The 17,842-nt window shown below is 35.1% G+C and carries 16 protein-coding genes; 2 read left to right on the forward strand and 14 right to left on the reverse strand.

What is annotated here, in order from left to right; translation table 11 throughout:
- The 3 genes from ACEE93_RS05645 to ACEE93_RS05655 form a co-directional block, all read right to left on the reverse strand.
- Positions 1–861 (reverse strand): DUF1444 domain-containing protein, encoded by an 861-nt coding sequence (locus ACEE93_RS05645; RefSeq protein ID WP_449155745.1) that lies wholly within the window; start codon positions 859–861, stop codon positions 1–3.
- An 88-nt stretch (positions 862–949) separates the two neighbouring features.
- A complete protein-coding gene (locus ACEE93_RS05650; RefSeq protein WP_449155746.1) occupies positions 950–1,261 on the reverse strand; it encodes a thioredoxin family protein in 312 nt (103 codons plus the stop codon).
- Positions 1,262–1,277: 16 nt separating this feature from the next.
- Positions 1,278–2,345, reverse strand: a complete 1,068-nt coding sequence (locus ACEE93_RS05655) for a M42 family metallopeptidase (protein WP_449155747.1) — start codon at positions 2,343–2,345, stop codon at positions 1,278–1,280.
- A gap of 90 nt (positions 2,346–2,435) precedes the next feature.
- Here ACEE93_RS05655 and ACEE93_RS05660 point away from each other — a divergent pair, with 90 nt between their 5' ends.
- Positions 2,436–2,753 carry a hypothetical protein gene (locus ACEE93_RS05660; protein ID WP_449155748.1) on the forward strand — a complete coding sequence of 106 codons (318 nt, stop codon included), beginning with the start codon at positions 2,436–2,438 and terminating at the stop codon, positions 2,751–2,753.
- Positions 2,754–2,862: 109 nt separating this feature from the next.
- On the opposite strand, the gene ACEE93_RS05665 is transcribed toward ACEE93_RS05660, so the two are convergent.
- From ACEE93_RS05665 to ACEE93_RS05700, 8 genes are all read right to left on the reverse strand, one after another.
- The gene (locus tag ACEE93_RS05665; RefSeq protein WP_449155749.1) at positions 2,863–3,711 is read right to left on the reverse strand and encodes a YtnP family quorum-quenching lactonase; all 849 of its coding nucleotides are present in this window, start codon (positions 3,709–3,711) and stop codon (positions 2,863–2,865) included.
- A gap of 107 nt (positions 3,712–3,818) precedes the next feature.
- Positions 3,819–4,466 (reverse strand): tRNA (guanosine(46)-N7)-methyltransferase TrmB, encoded by a 648-nt coding sequence (gene trmB / locus ACEE93_RS05670; RefSeq protein WP_449155750.1) that lies wholly within the window; start codon positions 4,464–4,466, stop codon positions 3,819–3,821.
- A 12-nt stretch (positions 4,467–4,478) separates the two neighbouring features.
- The gene (locus ACEE93_RS05675; protein WP_449155751.1) at positions 4,479–5,270 is read right to left on the reverse strand and encodes a phosphotransferase; all 792 of its coding nucleotides are present in this window, start codon (positions 5,268–5,270) and stop codon (positions 4,479–4,481) included.
- A 204-nt stretch (positions 5,271–5,474) separates the two neighbouring features.
- The gene (gene dat / locus ACEE93_RS05680; protein WP_449155752.1) at positions 5,475–6,323 is read right to left on the reverse strand and encodes a D-amino-acid transaminase; all 849 of its coding nucleotides are present in this window, start codon (positions 6,321–6,323) and stop codon (positions 5,475–5,477) included.
- A gap of 2 nt (positions 6,324–6,325) precedes the next feature.
- Entirely contained in the window at positions 6,326–7,735 is a 1,410-nt protein-coding gene (gene pepV / locus ACEE93_RS05685; protein WP_449155753.1) for a dipeptidase PepV, read from the reverse strand.
- A gap of 225 nt (positions 7,736–7,960) precedes the next feature.
- Entirely contained in the window at positions 7,961–8,365 is a 405-nt protein-coding gene (locus tag ACEE93_RS05690; RefSeq protein WP_449155754.1) for a YtxH domain-containing protein, read from the reverse strand.
- Between the two features lie 84 nt (positions 8,366–8,449).
- Positions 8,450–9,142, reverse strand: a complete 693-nt coding sequence (locus ACEE93_RS05695) for a pseudouridine synthase (RefSeq protein ID WP_449155755.1) — start codon at positions 9,140–9,142, stop codon at positions 8,450–8,452.
- Positions 9,139–10,776, reverse strand: coding sequence for a putative polysaccharide biosynthesis protein (locus ACEE93_RS05700; protein ID WP_449155756.1), 1,638 nt, complete (start codon positions 10,774–10,776; stop codon positions 9,139–9,141). The genes ACEE93_RS05695 and ACEE93_RS05700 overlap by 4 nt, the downstream gene beginning before the upstream one ends.
- 115 nt (positions 10,777–10,891) lie before the next feature.
- Here ACEE93_RS05700 and ACEE93_RS05705 point away from each other — a divergent pair, with 115 nt between their 5' ends.
- Positions 10,892–12,148: an NAD(P)/FAD-dependent oxidoreductase gene (locus ACEE93_RS05705; protein ID WP_449155757.1), complete on the forward strand. Its 1,257-nt coding sequence runs from the start codon at positions 10,892–10,894 to the stop codon at positions 12,146–12,148.
- 573 nt (positions 12,149–12,721) lie between these two features.
- Here the strand turns inward: ACEE93_RS05705 and ltrA are convergent.
- From ltrA to leuS, 3 genes are all read right to left on the reverse strand, one after another.
- Entirely contained in the window at positions 12,722–14,008 is a 1,287-nt protein-coding gene (gene ltrA, locus ACEE93_RS05710) for a group II intron reverse transcriptase/maturase (protein ID WP_449156320.1), read from the reverse strand.
- 555 nt (positions 14,009–14,563) lie between these two features.
- Complete coding sequence (locus tag ACEE93_RS05715; RefSeq protein WP_449156316.1) at positions 14,564–14,875, reverse strand: rhodanese-like domain-containing protein; 312 nt, start codon at positions 14,873–14,875, stop codon at positions 14,564–14,566.
- 90 nt (positions 14,876–14,965) lie between these two features.
- Complete coding sequence (leuS, locus tag ACEE93_RS05720) at positions 14,966–17,377, reverse strand: leucine--tRNA ligase (protein WP_449156319.1); 2,412 nt, start codon at positions 17,375–17,377, stop codon at positions 14,966–14,968.
- Between the last annotated feature and the right edge of the window lie 465 nt (positions 17,378–17,842).

A 17,842-nucleotide genomic window follows, 5' to 3' on the forward strand; every position in this document is an offset into this window, starting at 1 on the left:
CTACTCCTTATTTTTTTGATCTTTTGTTGCACGTAAATGTTGTACCACATTCGGTGCGTTATCTTGTTTCTTTTTATTGTTTTGACCCAATATAAATATTGGTTCAAAATGATCATTGGCATAACTAAATGACATTGACGTTATAGGTACTAAGCCATTTGTGAAAAATTCCATTGTTAAGTGAGCCATCACATCATATCCTGTTTTATTACGAATATCAGCAATGATTAAAACATCTTGATGTGGTACTGCTACTAACATTTCACCTTCACAATGCTTTTCAAACTCTCTCATTAATGCACGGTTAAGAATACGACTTGCATCATAACCATCATTTGTATTAATAAAATAAAAGTAATTTCCTTTTACGTCATCAACTGAATACGTATTATCAAGTTTTCTTAAATTAAACATCGCAATTTCACGTATTTGTTGCTGTGTCATTTTTAGTTCATCAAGTAACTTTTCATCTATTAAACGATACGATTTTTCTAAGTCTAGGGCATAATAAATTCTTGTTTCTGCCGTATGTGTGTCAGTAATAAATTCATGGCCCTCATTCGTTTTAGTAGGAAAGCTTGTTGCACGTATAACTGGAAAAATATTTATTTGATCAACGCTTTTATGCGCTTCATCTTTCATTTGATAAATGGTTTCTTCAACATAATAAAGAATCTCGTCAATAATATTAGTTTGACCTTTATTATATTTAGCAACAATTGGTGACAGTTTAACTGTAACACCTTTATTATTATCAACTCTGTAAATTCTTAAAGACTCTTCATCACGATTAAATTGAAAGGCTACATCTAAATGTGCTAAACGTGACTTTAATTCGTCTCTCATTTTAAAGATGTTCATCTTTTCACTCCTAATTTCGTGCCTTTTATTAGTTTACAATAAATATGCCCCTAGGACTAGGAAAAACAAGGTCCCAAGGGCGAAAAAATTATGAAAATTGATCAATAAATTGTTCGATTTGTTCAATTGTTTTTCTTTCTTTACCAATGTAGTCTCCTACACGTTCTCCGTTTTGATAAACAAGAAAACTTGGGATACCCATAATGCCTTCCTCTATAGCTAAATCAATAAATTGATCTCGATCCACCATCACAAACTCAAATTGAGGATATTTTTCTTCAACTTGAGGTAAATCTGGTTCAATTATTTTACAATCTGGACACCAGTCTGCAGAAAATAAAAAGATGGTTTGTTTTTGTTTATACGTTTCATATTGTTTTTCAGATTCTAGTTGTTTCAAATTATACACCTACCAATCATTCATATTGTAACTGGCTAATTGTTTGTTCATCAAGTGATTGAATTGATGTCGTTAACCATTTTTTCGCTTGTTCATAATCGCGTATATCAAATACTGCATCAGAACTATGAATATATCGTGCACAAACCCCTATTACTGCAGTAGGAACTCCGATATTGGATTTATGAATCACCCCACCGTCTGTCCCTCCAGGTGAAATGTAATGTTGATATTTCACATTATGTTCATTAGCAATCGTTTGTAAAAAGGATTTAAAGCTAGGTTTAAGCAACATTGTGCCATCTTTAATTCTAAGTAATGCACCTTTACCTAGTTCACCTGACAATCCTTGTTTGCCTTTCATATCATTTGCGGGCGAACAATCAACGACAAAAGCAACATCAGGATCAATTAATCGTGAAGCGGCTTCAGCGCCTCTTAGACCCACTTCTTCTTGAACATTCGCACCTACATATAAATCAAAATCTAGCGACGTATCTTTTAATGCTGCTAATAATTCTAAAGCAATCACACAACCGTAACGATTATCCCAAGCTTTAGCCGCATATCTATTCTCAGATAACTGGAGTAATTCAGTATGAGGTACGATGGCGTCTCCTATTTCAATTCCACGTTCAATCACCTCTTGATCGTTTTCTGCTCCGATATCTAATAATAAATCTTCAATCTTTGGTGCGCCTTCTTGCCCTGTTCTAAAGTGTTTTGGAATATTCGCCACCACGCCATAAATTTCTTCATTTTTTGAAGTTAAAACCTTTAAACGTTGGCCTTGCCAAATATCATTAGCAACGCCACCCAACGCTGTAAATTTTAAAAATCCATTTGACGTGATTTCAGTGACCATAAAGCCAATTTCATCCATATGCGCAGAGACCATAACACGTCGTGCATTAGGATTTTGGCTCTTTTTCACACCGTAAAATCCACCCATACGATCATAGACAAAGTCATCTACAACATCTTTCATTTGTTCCTTCATAAATGCTCTTACACGGTGTTCAAAATTCGGTGCCCCATGTAGTTCTGTTAATGCTTTAATAAGATGTATCGTATTTTGATGCATACAATCGCTCCTTTTATATCATCTTTTTTATTTAGTATATCATTTAGTCTATGGTAAACTATAAATAAGGTTTTAGGTAGGAGGTTCGAAATGTTAGTAAAGAAAAATTGGCCACTGTTGATACCCATCACCATTGGCTCATTACTTACACTGAGTTATTTTTACATTTTAAAAAAAAGCACAGTCCATTATTACTCTCCAGAACAATTAATTGAGTCTGTTAAAAGTTATTTTAAAAATGTAACAGGATCTTATATCGTTTACGAACCCACAACTTATCAAAAGTTTGGTATTGAATATGAAATATACAAAGGTGGCATTAGCGCCGAACGAAACGGCCAAATTTATCATTATGAATTTATCGCTGATGCATATAATGGACAGGTCATCGATATTTTTGAGATTTAATGCTTTCAGTGTATCTCAATCAATATAATATGTTCGATCATTAAAACGGGCTCGTATCTAAACAATAAGGTGGTGTGGGTTGGATGACTTTTCCAACCACGCCACCTTTTTATAGTTCTTCATCATTATAAAAGTTAGGACGTTCCACAACAGAGGTTGTTGATTTCAAATCTGCGGCAAATTTGGCTGCTAAATAACGACTGTCATGATAAAACAAGAACCAAAAATCATTTGCCACATAGTAATTGGTAAGTCGTTCTTTTTCACGAATCGATTGCATAGGATAATCATCATAAGCAGTAACCCACAACGGATTAGCATGCGCTGTAGTGGATAATATATCTGCCATATGCACTGCTTTTTCATTGTCGCTTTGTAACTCTATCACAGCATGTCCATAACTATGTCCCCCAGTATGTTTCATTAAAATACCAGGATAAGGCTCAATACTATTTTCAAATAAGATCATTTTATTTTCAAAAGTCCCTCTATTGATTTTCCAATATGTCGCCTGACTTCTTATATTGGGTGCGATAAACTCATGGTATTCATCTTGTTGAACATAATGATAAGCGTTTGGAAAAATAGCTTCTCCCTGTTCATTTGTCAGACCTGTAGCATGGTCAAAATGAAGATGGGTCATTAAGACAAGGTCAATATCTGAAACGGTTAAATCAAACGTTTTTAAGCTATCCACGATATTTGACTCATGATCTGCTCCATAATTACGAATTTGTTTTTCTGTTAGTTTCCCATTACCAATTCCCGCATCTATCACAATATTTTTATCAGGGGTACGTATTAAAATGGGATGGGTCACTAATGGCACTTGGTTGCGGTCATTTACTGGATAACGTTTTTCCCATAAAGGTTTTGGAACAACACCAAAAATCGCCCCGCCATCCATATGTGTGATACCACCATCTAAAGCATCAATTTTAAATTGCCCTATTTGCATTTTTATCACTCCTTGTATGTAAGTTCAGTGTATCTTTAAAAGTTGCTATATTTCAAATATAAAAAAACGAGAGCTGTCATTTAAAACAGCATCTCGTCAATCTCATGTCATTCAGTTTGTTGGTGAAATTTAGCAATCATTTTGTAAATTCTAGAACCCTTTTCAGAGAACTTATATTCATACTCAGTTGGAATATTATCTTCATCATCTTCCTCATGAAGATTTAAATTGAGCTTGGTAAAATACATACCATACTGAGACATACTCTCTAGACTATAAGCAAATAAACCTCGATTATCTGTTTTGAAATGAATTTCACCGTTTTCTTTTAAAATATGTTGATAAATCTTTAAAAATGTATGATAAGTTAATCGACGTTTAGTATGTCTCTTCTTCGGCCATGGATCAGAAAAATTTAAATATAAACGATCAATTTCGTGAGGTTGAAAATATTCCGTTAATGTTTGAGCATCATTACATATTAATTTAATGTTTGTTAAATTTTGCTCTAATACTTTATCGAGCACACGAATCATAACATTTTTATCTCGTTCAATTGATATAAAATTAATTTCGGGGTTCTGAGCAGCTAATGTTGTGATAAATTTGCCCATTCCAGACCCTACTTCAATGTGGATGGGTTGATCATTTTGAAACCACTCTCTTAAATGCTGAGCGTGATTACCGTCAATATCTACAATATCTTTATGCTCTCTTAAATAAGTTTCAGCCCACGGTTTATTTCTCATTCTCATAGTGTTAGCTCCTTAAATGAATACATTGCGTTGAATGAGTTCACTTAAAAACTCTAACCAAGTATTCATATCTTTAAAACGTTTATGTTCTTCATTCCATTGAACCATACCAATTGATTGAATGACAGCATACCATTTCATGCGTTGTCTTAAATTGATGGTATCTTTTACACCATAGACCTCAAACCAAGCTCCCCATTTACTTTCGGGAACATAGTTGTAAAGCAACATACCAATATCAATGGCTGGATCGGCAATCATAGCCCCTTCCCAATCCACTAAAAATAATTCATCTTTGTCAGAAAGTAACCAGTTATTGTGATTAACATCACCGTGAACCACTCTATAAAAACGCGGATCGAATTCTGGCACATGTTCTTCTAAATAAATAAGCGCCTTTCTAACAACATGATGAGACATGACTTCTCTAGATAAAGAAGCATTAATTTTAGATAACATAATTTCTGGGGTGATTGGTTCCATTTCCATTCGTTTTAACATTACTAGGAGAGGATCTGAAGAATGTATCTTTTTAAGTAAATAAGCAACTCTATTTTCTTGCATTTCGTGCGCATCAAGCTCTCTACCATTTTTCCAATGTTGTGCTGTGACAACTTCTCCAGTTTCAATACGTTTCGTCCATACCAATTTAGGTACAATACCTTCAGCGGATAACGCTGCAATAAAAGGATTAGAATTGCGTTTTAAAAATAACTTTTGACCATCTTGTTCCGCCATATACGCTTCACCAGATGCGCCTCCAGCAGAATCTAGTGTCCATCCTAGTTGGTAAAATTGCTCCACAACCTGTTCACCTCACTTTCAAATAGAAAAGGCTCATGAAAAAGTTCAAGAGCCATATTTACATCATTATTTTAATCTCGTTTTAATTTAGCGCTTATTAAAGATTTTATAATTAAAGCGTAAATTTTTCAACCAATAATGGGACACAAATTGTGTCTTTTTACCTTTATCATTGGTGTATTTGTCACAAAAATTTTAGAATCGTTAATACGAATGAGATTGTATATATTTCTCAAAACCTTTTTGCAATCTACGAGTAATATTACCCACTTTACCACCATTTAATGTGTCTCCGTCGATTTTAACAACTGGCATCACTTCAATGGAAGTACTTGATATAAATACTTCATCTGCTTCTTTTAAAAAGTTCACATCAAATGTTTCATTTTTAAATTCAATACCCTCATCTTCACAAATCCATGTAATGACTTGGCGTGTAATACCATTTAAAATAAGGTTATTCGTAGGATGGGAATAGACCACGCCATCTTTCACGGCAAATGCATTACTGGCTGTTCCTTCTGTCACAATGCCATCGCGATGTTGAATTGCCTCTGAAGCATTATATTTAGTTGCATATTCATGCGCAAGTACGTTACCAAGTAGATTTAAACTTTTAATGTCACATCTCAACCAACGAATGTCTTCAGTGGTAACAACCGACACCCCTTTTTCTAAATCTTCATACGGTCTGTCATATGCCTTAACAAATCCAGTTAATACTGGTGCTACGGGTGGATTAGGGAAGGCATGATCTCGTGGTGCGACTCCTCTTGTTACTTGAAGGTACACCCCACCTGTCGATACATTATTTATTTTTGCTAGTTGTCTCACGCGCTCGATGATTTCTTCCATTGTAAAATCAAGATCTAACCCAATTTCTTTAGCACTTCGAAACAAGCGTTCAAAGTGCTCTTTTGGTGTGAACAGTTTATCGTTGTAGATTCTTACATATTCATAAATACCATCCCCAAAGTTATATCCACGATCTTGATATGAAACAGTTGCATCTTGTTCGTCTACAAATTGGTTGTTTAATAATACTTTTGTCATACTCATTCCTCCACACAAATTGAATATATCGCTTCTAAATAAATACTTGTTGCATTAAATAATTGTTTTTTCGTGATATATTCATTTTTTTGATGCATTAAGTCTTCCGAGTCATCAAACATTGCGCCAAAAGCAACTCCTTTATCTAAGTTACGCGCATATGTTCCGCCACCTATAGTATAAGAAGGACTCATATCACCTGTTTGGTTACGATAAGCTTTGAGTAATTTTTGAACAAATGGATCTTTAGGATCTACAAAGTGAGGGTGTTGAATTTTACCCATTTCAATACCAAATCCTTTTTGAGCAATTTCCGCTTCAAACTTTTCGATAGATTGTTCAAAATTAAAGCCTTCTGGATATCTTAAATTCACACCATAACGGCCACCTTTTTCTGGATCAAAGGATAAAGTACCAATATTTGTTGTCACATCGCCCATATGATCTGTATGGAACTTCATACCCATTTTTTCACCAAAGTGTGAATCGAATAAATAATGGTCACCAAATTCGACCCAACGTTTTGCCATAGAGTTTAGATTTAAAGTATTTAAGAAATGAATTAAATAAAGACCAGCGTTCACACCGATCGACGGATCCATACCATGTACAGCTACACCAACTATTTTTAAAATAAGTTCGCCACTATCAACCTCGTAACTACCTTTTAGGCCTTGTGTTTCTAAAAACATTTCGAACTGTTGAATCATATTTGTCATATTTTCTTTAACTAGCACGTTAGCCACTGCTAAGTCCGGCACCATGTTATAACGTTCCCCTGAATTGAAATATTTCAATTCGATTTCAGGCTCATCATCATCTTGTACTTTTTCATTTTGTACAAAATCAAAGGTAGTAATCCCTTTTTCCCCGTGGATCAATGGAAATTCTGCATCTGGCGCAATACCAATTGTAGGCATTTCTTCTGTTTCAAAATAACGGTCTGTACATTGCCAATCAGACTCTTCATCTGTCCCAATAATAATATGAATTCTTTTTTTCCAGTCTACTTTCATATCATTTAAAATTTTCACCGCATAGTAAGCAGCAATCGTTGGTCCTTTATCATCCAAAGTACCGCGTGCAATAATGCGATCTTCTGTTACAACAGGATCAAAAGGATCAGTATCCCAATCATTACCAGCTGGGACCACATCGACATGGCCTAAAATACCAAATAAGTCTTCTCCTTTTCCCACTTCAATTCGACCTGCTAAATGATCAGTATCGTATGTATTAAAACCATCTCGTTTTGCAAGTTGATACATATATTCTAGAGCTTCTTTTGGACCAGGTCCTACTGGTGCATCTTTTGAAGCTTCTTCATCATTACGCACCGACTTGATTTTTAATAAGCCATTTAAATCTTCAATCATTTGATTTTCATATTCTTTAACTTTTTCTTTCCACATGTTCATCAACTTCCTTTTCGAACGTTCTTAAGTCTATCTTACATGATTTAAATATCAAAAAACAGTCAGAACGCTAAATTTTTGTCTGATTTTTCTTACTATTTTGTTGATAAAAATACATGAACTTACTATATTGTAAAAAAAATAGAGCTAAGGATCTAAAATCTAAGCTCTATCAGCATTAAATAAAAGTCCTTAACTCTTCAGATCAAATGAAGCATTAAATTATTTTTCTTCTTTTAATTTTTCTTCAGTTGACTCATGTAAATTATTTGATGGGTCGCCGCCACCTTCATCGATAAATGTAGCGACTCTTTCTTTTTTCTCTTCTTTTTTCTCAGGATTTAAAAGCGTTTCTTTTTTATCCGCTAAGAAAGATTTTGGATCTTCTTTCACTTCATTAACGTAAGCTTTTGGATCTTTTTTAACTTTTTGGAACTCTTCAGCTGCAGCGCCACCGACTTGTGATGCTTTTTCTTGAGCGCGTTGTTTATATTGATCTGGATTTTCTTTATATTTGTTTATTTCATTTTTCAACTTATCTCTATTTTCTTTTTTGGATAAAACGACTGCAGCTACAGCACCACCAATACCAAGTAATGCTCTGAATAGTTGATTTGATTTAGCCAATTTCATCACCTCATATATAATTTGAGTATTATTTACCCTGTCCACTTAAAACAAAACATAATCTTTACGTTCTATTTCTATCACTTAATCAAATAAGTGAATTTCATCCTCAGTTAATTTGCGATAGGTCCCTTTTTCAAGATCATCATCTAATTTTAAAGCACCGATAGCCATCCGTTTTAAAAATAAAACTTCATTATCTATAGCGTGAAACATTCGCTTAACTTGATGATATTTACCTTCTTCTATCGTAACAAGTGCTTCGGTAGACTCATTTAGTACTTCAAGTTTTGCCGGGCGACACGTGTCGTCACTTAATTCGACACCTTGTTCAAAATATGCAATATCTTTCTCTGTGATAGGATTTTTAGCTTGTACATAATACGTTTTTGGTACCTTTTGATTTGGACTCATAATTCGATGATTAAATTGACCATCATTTGTAATTAATAATAATCCTTCTGTATCCTTATCCAAACGTCCAACCGGAAATAAATCTAAGTGTTGATAGTCATGAATAAGATCAATAACTGTTTGATGACGATCGTCTTCAGTTGCTGAAATAACATTCTTCGGTTTATTTAACATTAAATAAACATAAGGTTCATATTGAACGACTTTATCTTTATATTGAATTACATCATTATCAGGTTCAATATGTTGCTTTGGTGTTTTAACCGTTTTGTCGTTAATGGATACCTGTCCCTTTTTGATGGCTTGTTTCACTTCTGTACGCGTACCATAACCCATTTGCGCTAAAAATTTATCTAATCTCATTTTAAAAATCCAACCTTACGACGAATTTTATTAGGAATATCACCTAAGTACTTATCAGCTAAACGTGTTTTCATCACAATGACACCATAAATGATGACACCAATTAATGCACAAACAACTGTCATGATTAATGCACTAATTTGACTTTCTGGTGAAATAAAGAATCCTAAAATGAATGCAATTATTTCTACACCAATCATCATAATAAAACTATAGATTAAAATACGACATACATCATATATTGTTTCTCTAAAATGGAAATGAGCATATTTTTTTAATACAACAAAATTACAGCCAATTGCAACAAAAAGTGCGATAGCTGTACTTAAAATAGCACCAGCTGTGTGCAATGCAATGATAAGAGGTACGTTTAGAATAAGTTTGACTACAATAGAAAAAATCACGATAAAAATCGTTAACTTCTGCTTGTTAATCCCTTGAACCATTGACGCTGTCACACTGTATAGGGAAATCAATATTGAAATTGGTGCATAAATAAATAATAAACGACTACCTACAAAGCTATACTCATAGAATACAGTATATAAAGGTACTGCTAAAGCCATAATACCTAAACTTGCAGGTACTGTAATAAACATTAACACACCTAACGCTGTCCGAATCTGACGATGCATCTCAGTTAAATCCCCTTTTTCAAACGTTTTAGTAATGAAAGGAATTAAACTGATCGCAAAACCAGCCGCTAACGAGGTTGGAATCATTACAATTTTATTTGTAGTCATATTCAACATTGTAAATAATGAATCTTGTAATTCAGTAGCCACCCCTGCGATACTCAATGCGTTATTATGTGTCAGTTGGTCAATAATCATAATTAAAGGAAACTGCAAACTGACAATAACAAAAGGAATACTGTATGACACAATTTCTTTGTACATTTTACCGTATGACACATCGATGCCTGTATGATCAGATTCGGTCATTTTATTAATGCCATGACGGCGTTTGATCCAGTACCACCAGAGCGTTAATATACCAGCTATTGCCCCAATAGCAGCACCAAATGTTGCAATACCGTTTGCAAACAAGATACTACCATCAAAGACATTTAAAACAAGATAGCTTCCTACTAGAATAAATAAAATACGAGCAATTTGTTCTGTCACTTCTGACAATGCAGTAGGTCCCATGGATTGATACCCTTGAAAAACACCACGCCAAGTCGCTAATACAGGAATAAAAATGACAACAAAACTAATCGTTCTCATGACTGCTGTGATTTGATCTACAGTCCATCCTGCTTGTTGATCTGTATTATTAGCAATCGTTAATTCGGCGATTGTTGGAGATAATACATATAATACGATAAATCCAATGATACCGGTAATCGACATTACAAGAAAACTTGATCGATATAACTTCTGACTTACCCTATACGCACCCAGTGCATTATATTTAGCGACATACTTAGACGCTGCTAAAGGCACACCGGCTGTCGCTACGGCAATCGCAATATTATAAGGACCATAAGCATAGTTAAAGGGTGCTAAGTTATCAGCACCACCTATAATTCGGTAAAACGGAATAATATAAATAATACCTAAAATCTTAGTAATTAAAATACTTAAAGTTAGTAAAAAGGTCCCTCGAACTAATTCCTTATTTTCACTCATAGCTTAACCTACCTACTCTATCAATATTCAAATTCATATTATAACATAATACAATCATTATACACGCTATAATCATATGTTAAAATTAAAACATTAATATTAGAGGAGTTTTAACATGCAATTTCAAACAATTGTCATCGGTGGTGGACCTAGTGGTATTATGGCTGCCATCTCTGCTAGCCAATTCAACCAAAAAGTATTACTTATTGAAAAGAAAAAAGGACTAGGACGTAAGTTGAAAATATCGGGTGGTGGCCGATGTAACGTGACAAATAATTTACCTTATGAAGAGATTATTCAACACATCCCAGGTAATGGAAAATTTATGTATAGTCCTTTCTCAACCTTTGATAACCAATCAATTATCGAATTTTTTCAAAGTAGAGGTTTAAAGTTAAAAGAAGAAGATCATGGCAGAATGTTCCCGGTTTCTAACCGCTCTCAGGATGTCATTGATGTCCTACTCCAAGAATTACACAAAAATAACGTCGACATTATCGAAGAACAAAAAGTAACCGATATTACTCAAAATGATGATCACACATTTAATGTACAAATCGCTAATCAACAATCATTTCAGTCAAAATCTGTGATTATTGCAACTGGTGGAACAAGCGTGCCACATACTGGCTCTACAGGCGATGGTTATCAATTCGCTCAATCACTAGGCCATCAGATTACAACTTTATTCCCAACTGAAGTGCCTATTACATCTAATGAGCCTTTTATAAAATCGAAAGCATTAAAAGGATTGAGCCTCAAAAATGTAGGTCTTTCTGTTTTAAAACACAATGGTAAAAAAAGAATCACACATCAAATGGATATGTTGTTTACGCACTTTGGTATCAGTGGCCCTGCTGCATTAAGATGTAGTCAATTCGTCTACAAAGAACAACAGAAACAAAAACAACAAACCATACAAATGCAAATAGATGCATTTCCTGAACTTAATCATGATCAACTTAGACAAGAAATCGTACATCGGCTTCAACAAGATAAAGATAAAATGATTAAAAATAGTCTCAAAGGCCTTATTGAAGAGCGTTATCTTATGTTTATGCTGGAGCAAAGTGACATTCCATTAGATACAACTTTTCATCATCTAAGTAATCAACAATTAGCAGCATTAATCAATCAATTGAAAGGCTTTACTTTTAACGTTAACGGTACCTTACCCATTGAAAAAGCATTTGTCACAGGTGGTGGCGTCTCCATTAAAGAAATCACACCTACTACAATGGAATCCAAAATCACTGAAGGACTCTTTTTATGCGGTGAAGTATTAGACATTCACGGCTACACAGGCGGCTACAACATCACCTGCGCCCTAGTCACCGGATACGTCGCAGGATACAACGCAGGCCTTATTTAAAAAAGTGTGAAGCGCTGCGGTCATAACTCGAACAAAATCGAGCGTCGAACTCAAACCGTTCTTTGGTTTTAGTGAGGCGTCTCATTTTGTTGAGAGTTTTGCAGCGCGAAACCGGATTAATAAAAAGTGCGGACAATTGCGGTCAGGATTCGAGTAATACCTAGGGACAAGCGAAAATCGCTCTTTGATTTTTGCGCGTCACGTAGTATTATCGAGGATCCTGCAATTGGGAGCCGGATTAATAAAAAGTGCGGAAGAAAGCGGTTTGGCCCCGAGCAAAATCGCCCAGGAAGCAACATAAGAAACACTTTGAACATAGTAAATTAGTGTTTCTTATGCATGCGAATGACAATGAGCAGGCGAACCTTTGTAACGATGCGCCCTGGGCTTTTTGTTGAGGGGAGAGCTTTCTGGAGCCGGATTATTCTAATTTGGAGAGCAATAGAGGCAGAAATAACGAGCAAGCGCCCCTTTTCTTAAGAATAAAATCGAAACAAATCGAGTAGGAGAATAACCATTATTTGGTTATTCGTCCTCTCACACCACCGTGCGTACGGTTCCGTACACGGCGGTTCAATATCTTGCGTAAGCCAGCTCTGCGAGGTGGACTAAAGGTATTAGTCCCCACTCGTAGAGTTGTTTTGTTGTAAGCGCACGATGGACTTCTTTTACACTTGAGAGTCGCCAATACTTCTTACGTGATTGTGAAACTCTCATTGCGCTATCATGGTCAAGTCCATATTTACGTAACATTTTGTATTTTGTTTTCGTTTTCTTCCATCTTTTAAGAATCAGTTGTCTAATACGACGGTTTAGCCATGATTGTACTTTTGTTAAAAAGCCTTTAATAAACCCTCTACCAAAATAATTTATCCACCCTCGAGTCACTTGATTGATTTCTGTTATAATCTGTCTGAAGGTACCTGGTCTATTTCGTTTCGTTAGGCGTCTTAAGGAGCGTTTTAAACTTCTTTTTGCTTCCATAGTCGGTCTGAAACGATAAATGCCATTTACTTTGGTCATTAGACAACTCAAGAACTTTAAACGTGTGACTGCACCTACCTTGCTCTTTTCCTTATTTACAATAAGTTTAAGATCCTTTTCGATGAATTTTGTCACACTCTCCATAACACGTTGGCCTGCTCGTTTTGAACGCACAAAGATGACGAAGTCATCAGCGTAGCGAATAAAACGATGTCCACGTTTTTCCAGTTCTTTATCTAATTCATGCAGATAGATGTTACATAATAGCGGCGATATAACGCCACCTTGCGGTGCACCGATTTCTTTATTCTTGTAGTTACCATTGAGGTCAATGGCACCAACTTGTAGACTTCTACGAATGAACTTAGAAATAGTTTTATCCTGGATATGACGCTCAAATAGATACATTAACTTGTCATGATTTAACATATCAAAACATTGTTTTAAGTCGCAGTCGACTGCGACTGAATAACCTTCTTCATAGTATAATGCACATTGCTTCAATGCAGTACCTGTACTACGATTTGGTCTGAAACCATGACTGTGATTTGAAAATGTACGGTCAATTTTAGGTTCAATGACTTGTTTAATGGCTTGTTGGATAACTCTATCTCTTGCGACAGGAATACCCAACACTCGTTTTTTCCCATTTGATTTTGGGATTTCAACTTTCCTTACTGCTTGTGGTTTGTATGTACCATCAAGCAGTTTCTTTCGAATTTGAGGAAAGTACTGCGAGAAGTGCCTATTCAAGTCACTAACACTCATACCATCAATTCCAGGTGCACCTTTGTTCTTTCTCACTTTCTTAATTGCTTTTTCAATGTTGTTTGGTCTTACAACAAGTTCCATCAAAGATGGAGACTCACGATACATTTCTTTCATTTCACCTAAGATTTACTGTACACACTTATATATCCTTTTTTCGTTCCACTACTTATCTTTCTATAAGTTGCCGGTATAAACCGTTTTCTGCACACCGTAAATCTATAACCTCCATTCTTTACTTTGTATTTAATATTGTTCAGTCCTTCGATATGTTTATACCTACTATGACTTCTGCTGATTTCTCATAATTCGTTGTTACTACGATTCTACGAATCGCTTATGAGACCTCCCCGGGTAAGGTGTAACCTCTTTCCACTCATGTCACCACATCATTTACTATATAGAACTCGGGTAGTATAGGACTTTATCTTGTATAGCAGATTCATCCATTCTACATAGCCTTAGTATGATGTTTCTGTTCGTCAGTGCGAGTGTTTGCGTCCGACTTCCTTCAGATTCCTCTTCGCAGTGGACACCCTTGTCCTTCGCTAACAGTTCCTACTACCAAGCCTGTAACGGACTTTCACCGTCAAGATGTTACCCATGCCGGGCGCACTATAAAAGAGGTTGAGATAATGTCATATCTCAACCTCTTTTTATCATTTAAATACGTTTATATTCTAATCCTTCATCGCCAAATGCTTTCATGCCGCCTTCTACGTTAACAGCATCAATACCTTGATCATTTAAATATTCAACAACTTTAGCGCTTCTTACACCGCCAGCACAAACGATATAGTAAGTAGTGTCTTTACTAAAATGATTCAATTCATCTGGAATTTGATTCATTGGAATATGTTCAGCGTCTGGAATCATACCCATTGCTACTTCTTCATCTTCACGAACATCCACAATATTTACGGGTTCAGAACTTAGAATTAAAGATTTTAACTCATCAACTGAAATTTCCTTCATAAATAACATCCTTTCAAATATATTAATTTTAACTTTAACGTTGTACTTCCAAGAGTACCATATCACTCAAATATAGTTATGGCAAAGCCCTTACTTTGCAACGATATTAACTAATTTTTGTGGTACTACAATCACTTTTTTCACTGATTTGCCTTCAATTGAAGCTTTAACGTTCTCATTCGATAAAGCAAGTGATTCTAATGCTTCTTTTGTGGCATCTTTTGGTGTTTCTAATTTAGCACGTACTTTACCGTTAACTTGTACCACGATTTCAATGACATCATCGACTAATAAGCTTTCATCAAAGCTTGGCCATGGTTGATAAGTAATCGTACCTTCATGACCTAAAATACGCCATAATTCTTCACCAATATGCGGCGCGATTGGCGATAACATTTTAACAAATCCTTCAACATATGATTTATTAATTTGATCTACTTTATAACATTCGTTAATAAATACCATTAATTGACTTATAGCTGTGTTGAAGTTGAGTGATTCGAAGTCTTCTGTCACTTTTTTAACCGTTTGATGATAAACTTTTTGTAAATCTGGCGTTTCAGTTTGAACCACTTTTTCTGATAAACCGCCTTCTTCTGTTACGAATAATCTCCAAATACGATCTAAAAAGCGACGTGAACCGTCTAATCCTTTTTCGCTCCAAGCAATCGAAGCATCTAAAGGTCCCATAAACATTTCATATAATCGTAACGTATCCGCTCCATGAGATTGGATAATATCATCAGGGTTAACGACATTACCTCTTGATTTACTCATTTTTTCATTACCTTCACCTAAAATCATACCTTGGTTAAATAATTTTTGGAAAGGTTCTTTTGTAGGCACTACGCCAATATCATATAACACTTTATGCCAAAATCTTGCGTAAAGTAAATGAAGCACGGCATGTTCAACGCCACCAATATATAAATCAACTGGTAACCAATGTTTTAATTTTTCAGGATCTGCCAACATTTGATCATTGTTAGGATCAATGTAACGTAAATAATACCAACAACTACCAGCCCATTGAGGCATCGTATTTGTTTCACGACGTCCTTTCATACCTGTTTCAGGATCGACTACATTAATAAACGCTTCAATATTAGCTAATGGAGATTCACCTGAACCAGATGGCTTAATTTGATCTGTTTTTGGTAATAGTAATGGTAATTCATTTTCAGGGACAGTCGTCATTGAACCATCTTCCCAATGAATTACAGGGATTGGTTCACCCCAGTAACGTTGACGACTGAATAACCAATCTCTTAATTTATAATTTACTTTCTTTTCACCAATGCCTTTACTTTCAAGAAGTTCAATCGCTTTTTGAATCGCTTCTTCATTATTTAATCCATTCAATGCTTCTGAATTAACGTGCGCACCATCACCTGTGTAATAGCTATCTTCGTCATTTTCAATAACAGTAATAATTGGTAAATCAAATGTTTTAGCAAACTCATAGTCACGCTCATCATGACCTGGAACAGCCATCACAGCACCTGTACCATAAGAAGCTAACACATAATCTGCAATCCAAATTGGTAGCTGTTTACCTGTTAATGGGTGGATCGCATAAGCGCCTGTAAACACACCTGATTTTTCTTTTGCTAAATCAGTACGTTCAAGATCTGATTTTTTAGCCGCTTCGTCTTGATAAGCTTTTACTTTATCCGCTTGTTCACTTGTTGTAATGGTATTAACTAAGTGATGTTCTGGGCTTAAAACAAGGAAGCTTGTACCATAAATTGTATCTGGTCGTGTTGTAAAGACTTCAATCTCTTCTTGAGTATTTTCAATATCAAACGTTAATTTAGCCCCTTCTGAGCGTCCAATCCAATTGCGTTGCATGTCTTTGATTGACTCTGGCCAATCTAAATCTTCAAGGTCTTCAAGAAGTCTGTCAGCATAGGCCGTGATTTTTAATACCCATTGTTTCATCGGTTTACGGACAACAGGGTGACCGCCACGTTCAGATACACCATCTACAACTTCTTCATTTGATAATACAGTGCCTAACGCCTCACACCAATTTACCGGAATTTCATCAATATAAGCTAAGCCCATTTTGTATAATTGAATAAAAATCCATTGTGTCCATTTATAATATTCAGGGTCAGTAGTACTAATTTCACGGTCCCAATCATAACTAAATCCAAGTTCTTGAATTTGTCTTTTGAATGTTTGAATATTACGTTGAGTAAACTCTGCTGGGTCATTACCTGTATCTAAGGCATATTGTTCAGCTGGTAAACCGAATGCATCCCAACCCATTGGATGTAAAACATTATAACCTTGCATACGTTTATAACGAGAAATAATATCTGTAGCTGTGAAACCTTCTGGATGGCCAACATGTAAGCCTGCTCCAGATGGATAAGGGAACATATCTAAAGCATAGAACTTTTTCTGTCCTAAATGATCTTCTGTTTTAAATGTCTTGTTCTCTAGCCAATAATTTTGCCATTTCTTTTCAATCTGTTGATGGTTATAATTCACTATTGTGATTCCTCCTATATAAAAAACATCTCAAACTATCATTCAGTTTAGGGACGACAAAAGCCGCGGTACCACCCTCATTCACAAAATGTGCACTTCATTATAATAGTAAGAGATGTTCATAATGTCATTTATGCCGGTAAGTTCACTTAATGTTTATCATTAGTTCGCACCACCACTAACTCTCTTTAGAAAACAATTAAGCTACTACTCCATTGTATCAAAACAGTGATAGAAAACTTTTCACAAGCACCTGATCGCACTGTTTATTTATATGCTCATTCCTCTCTATCTTATGAAATTTATCAATATGTTGCAAGTAAAAATCTTGTGTTGCTTTAGATATGTAAATCTTACTTTTATATTTAAATATGCTTCTTAAGTACAAAATCATTTAATTAGCTGTCCTATCAGCTGATAAATATGTTAAAATTTTGAGATACATTATATTGAAAGGACGAATTTTAT

This window comes from Staphylococcus sp. 11262D007BW, from assembly GCF_053547815.1.

Bases quoted from the DNA above. Each gene is read 5' to 3' on its own strand.
- dat (WP_449155752.1), bottom strand. From the start codon at position 6,323: ATGACAAAAGTATTATTAAACAACCAATTTGTAGACGAACAAGATGCA.
- ACEE93_RS05645 (WP_449155745.1), bottom strand. From the start codon at position 861: ATGAACATCTTTAAAATGAGAGACGAATTAAAGTCACGTTTAGCACAT.
- ACEE93_RS05655 (WP_449155747.1), bottom strand. From the start codon at position 2,345: ATGCATCAAAATACGATACATCTTATTAAAGCATTAACAGAACTACAT.
- ACEE93_RS05715 (WP_449156316.1), bottom strand. From the start codon at position 14,875: ATGAAGGAAATTTCAGTTGATGAGTTAAAATCTTTAATTCTAAGTTCT.
- trmB (WP_449155750.1), bottom strand. From the start codon at position 4,466: ATGAGAATGAGAAATAAACCGTGGGCTGAAACTTATTTAAGAGAGCAT.
- ACEE93_RS05695 (WP_449155755.1), bottom strand. From the start codon at position 9,142: ATGAGATTAGATAAATTTTTAGCGCAAATGGGTTATGGTACGCGTACA.
- ACEE93_RS05705 (WP_449155757.1), top strand. From the start codon at position 10,892: ATGCAATTTCAAACAATTGTCATCGGTGGTGGACCTAGTGGTATTATG.
- pepV (WP_449155753.1), bottom strand. From the start codon at position 7,735: ATGTGGAAAGAAAAAGTTAAAGAATATGAAAATCAAATGATTGAAGAT.
- ACEE93_RS05665 (WP_449155749.1), bottom strand. From the start codon at position 3,711: ATGCAAATAGGGCAATTTAAAATTGATGCTTTAGATGGTGGTATCACA.
- ACEE93_RS05700 (WP_449155756.1), bottom strand. From the start codon at position 10,776: ATGAGTGAAAATAAGGAATTAGTTCGAGGGACCTTTTTACTAACTTTA.
- ltrA (WP_449156320.1), bottom strand. From the start codon at position 14,008: ATGTATCGTGAGTCTCCATCTTTGATGGAACTTGTTGTAAGACCAAAC.
- ACEE93_RS05660 (WP_449155748.1), top strand. From the start codon at position 2,436: ATGTTAGTAAAGAAAAATTGGCCACTGTTGATACCCATCACCATTGGC.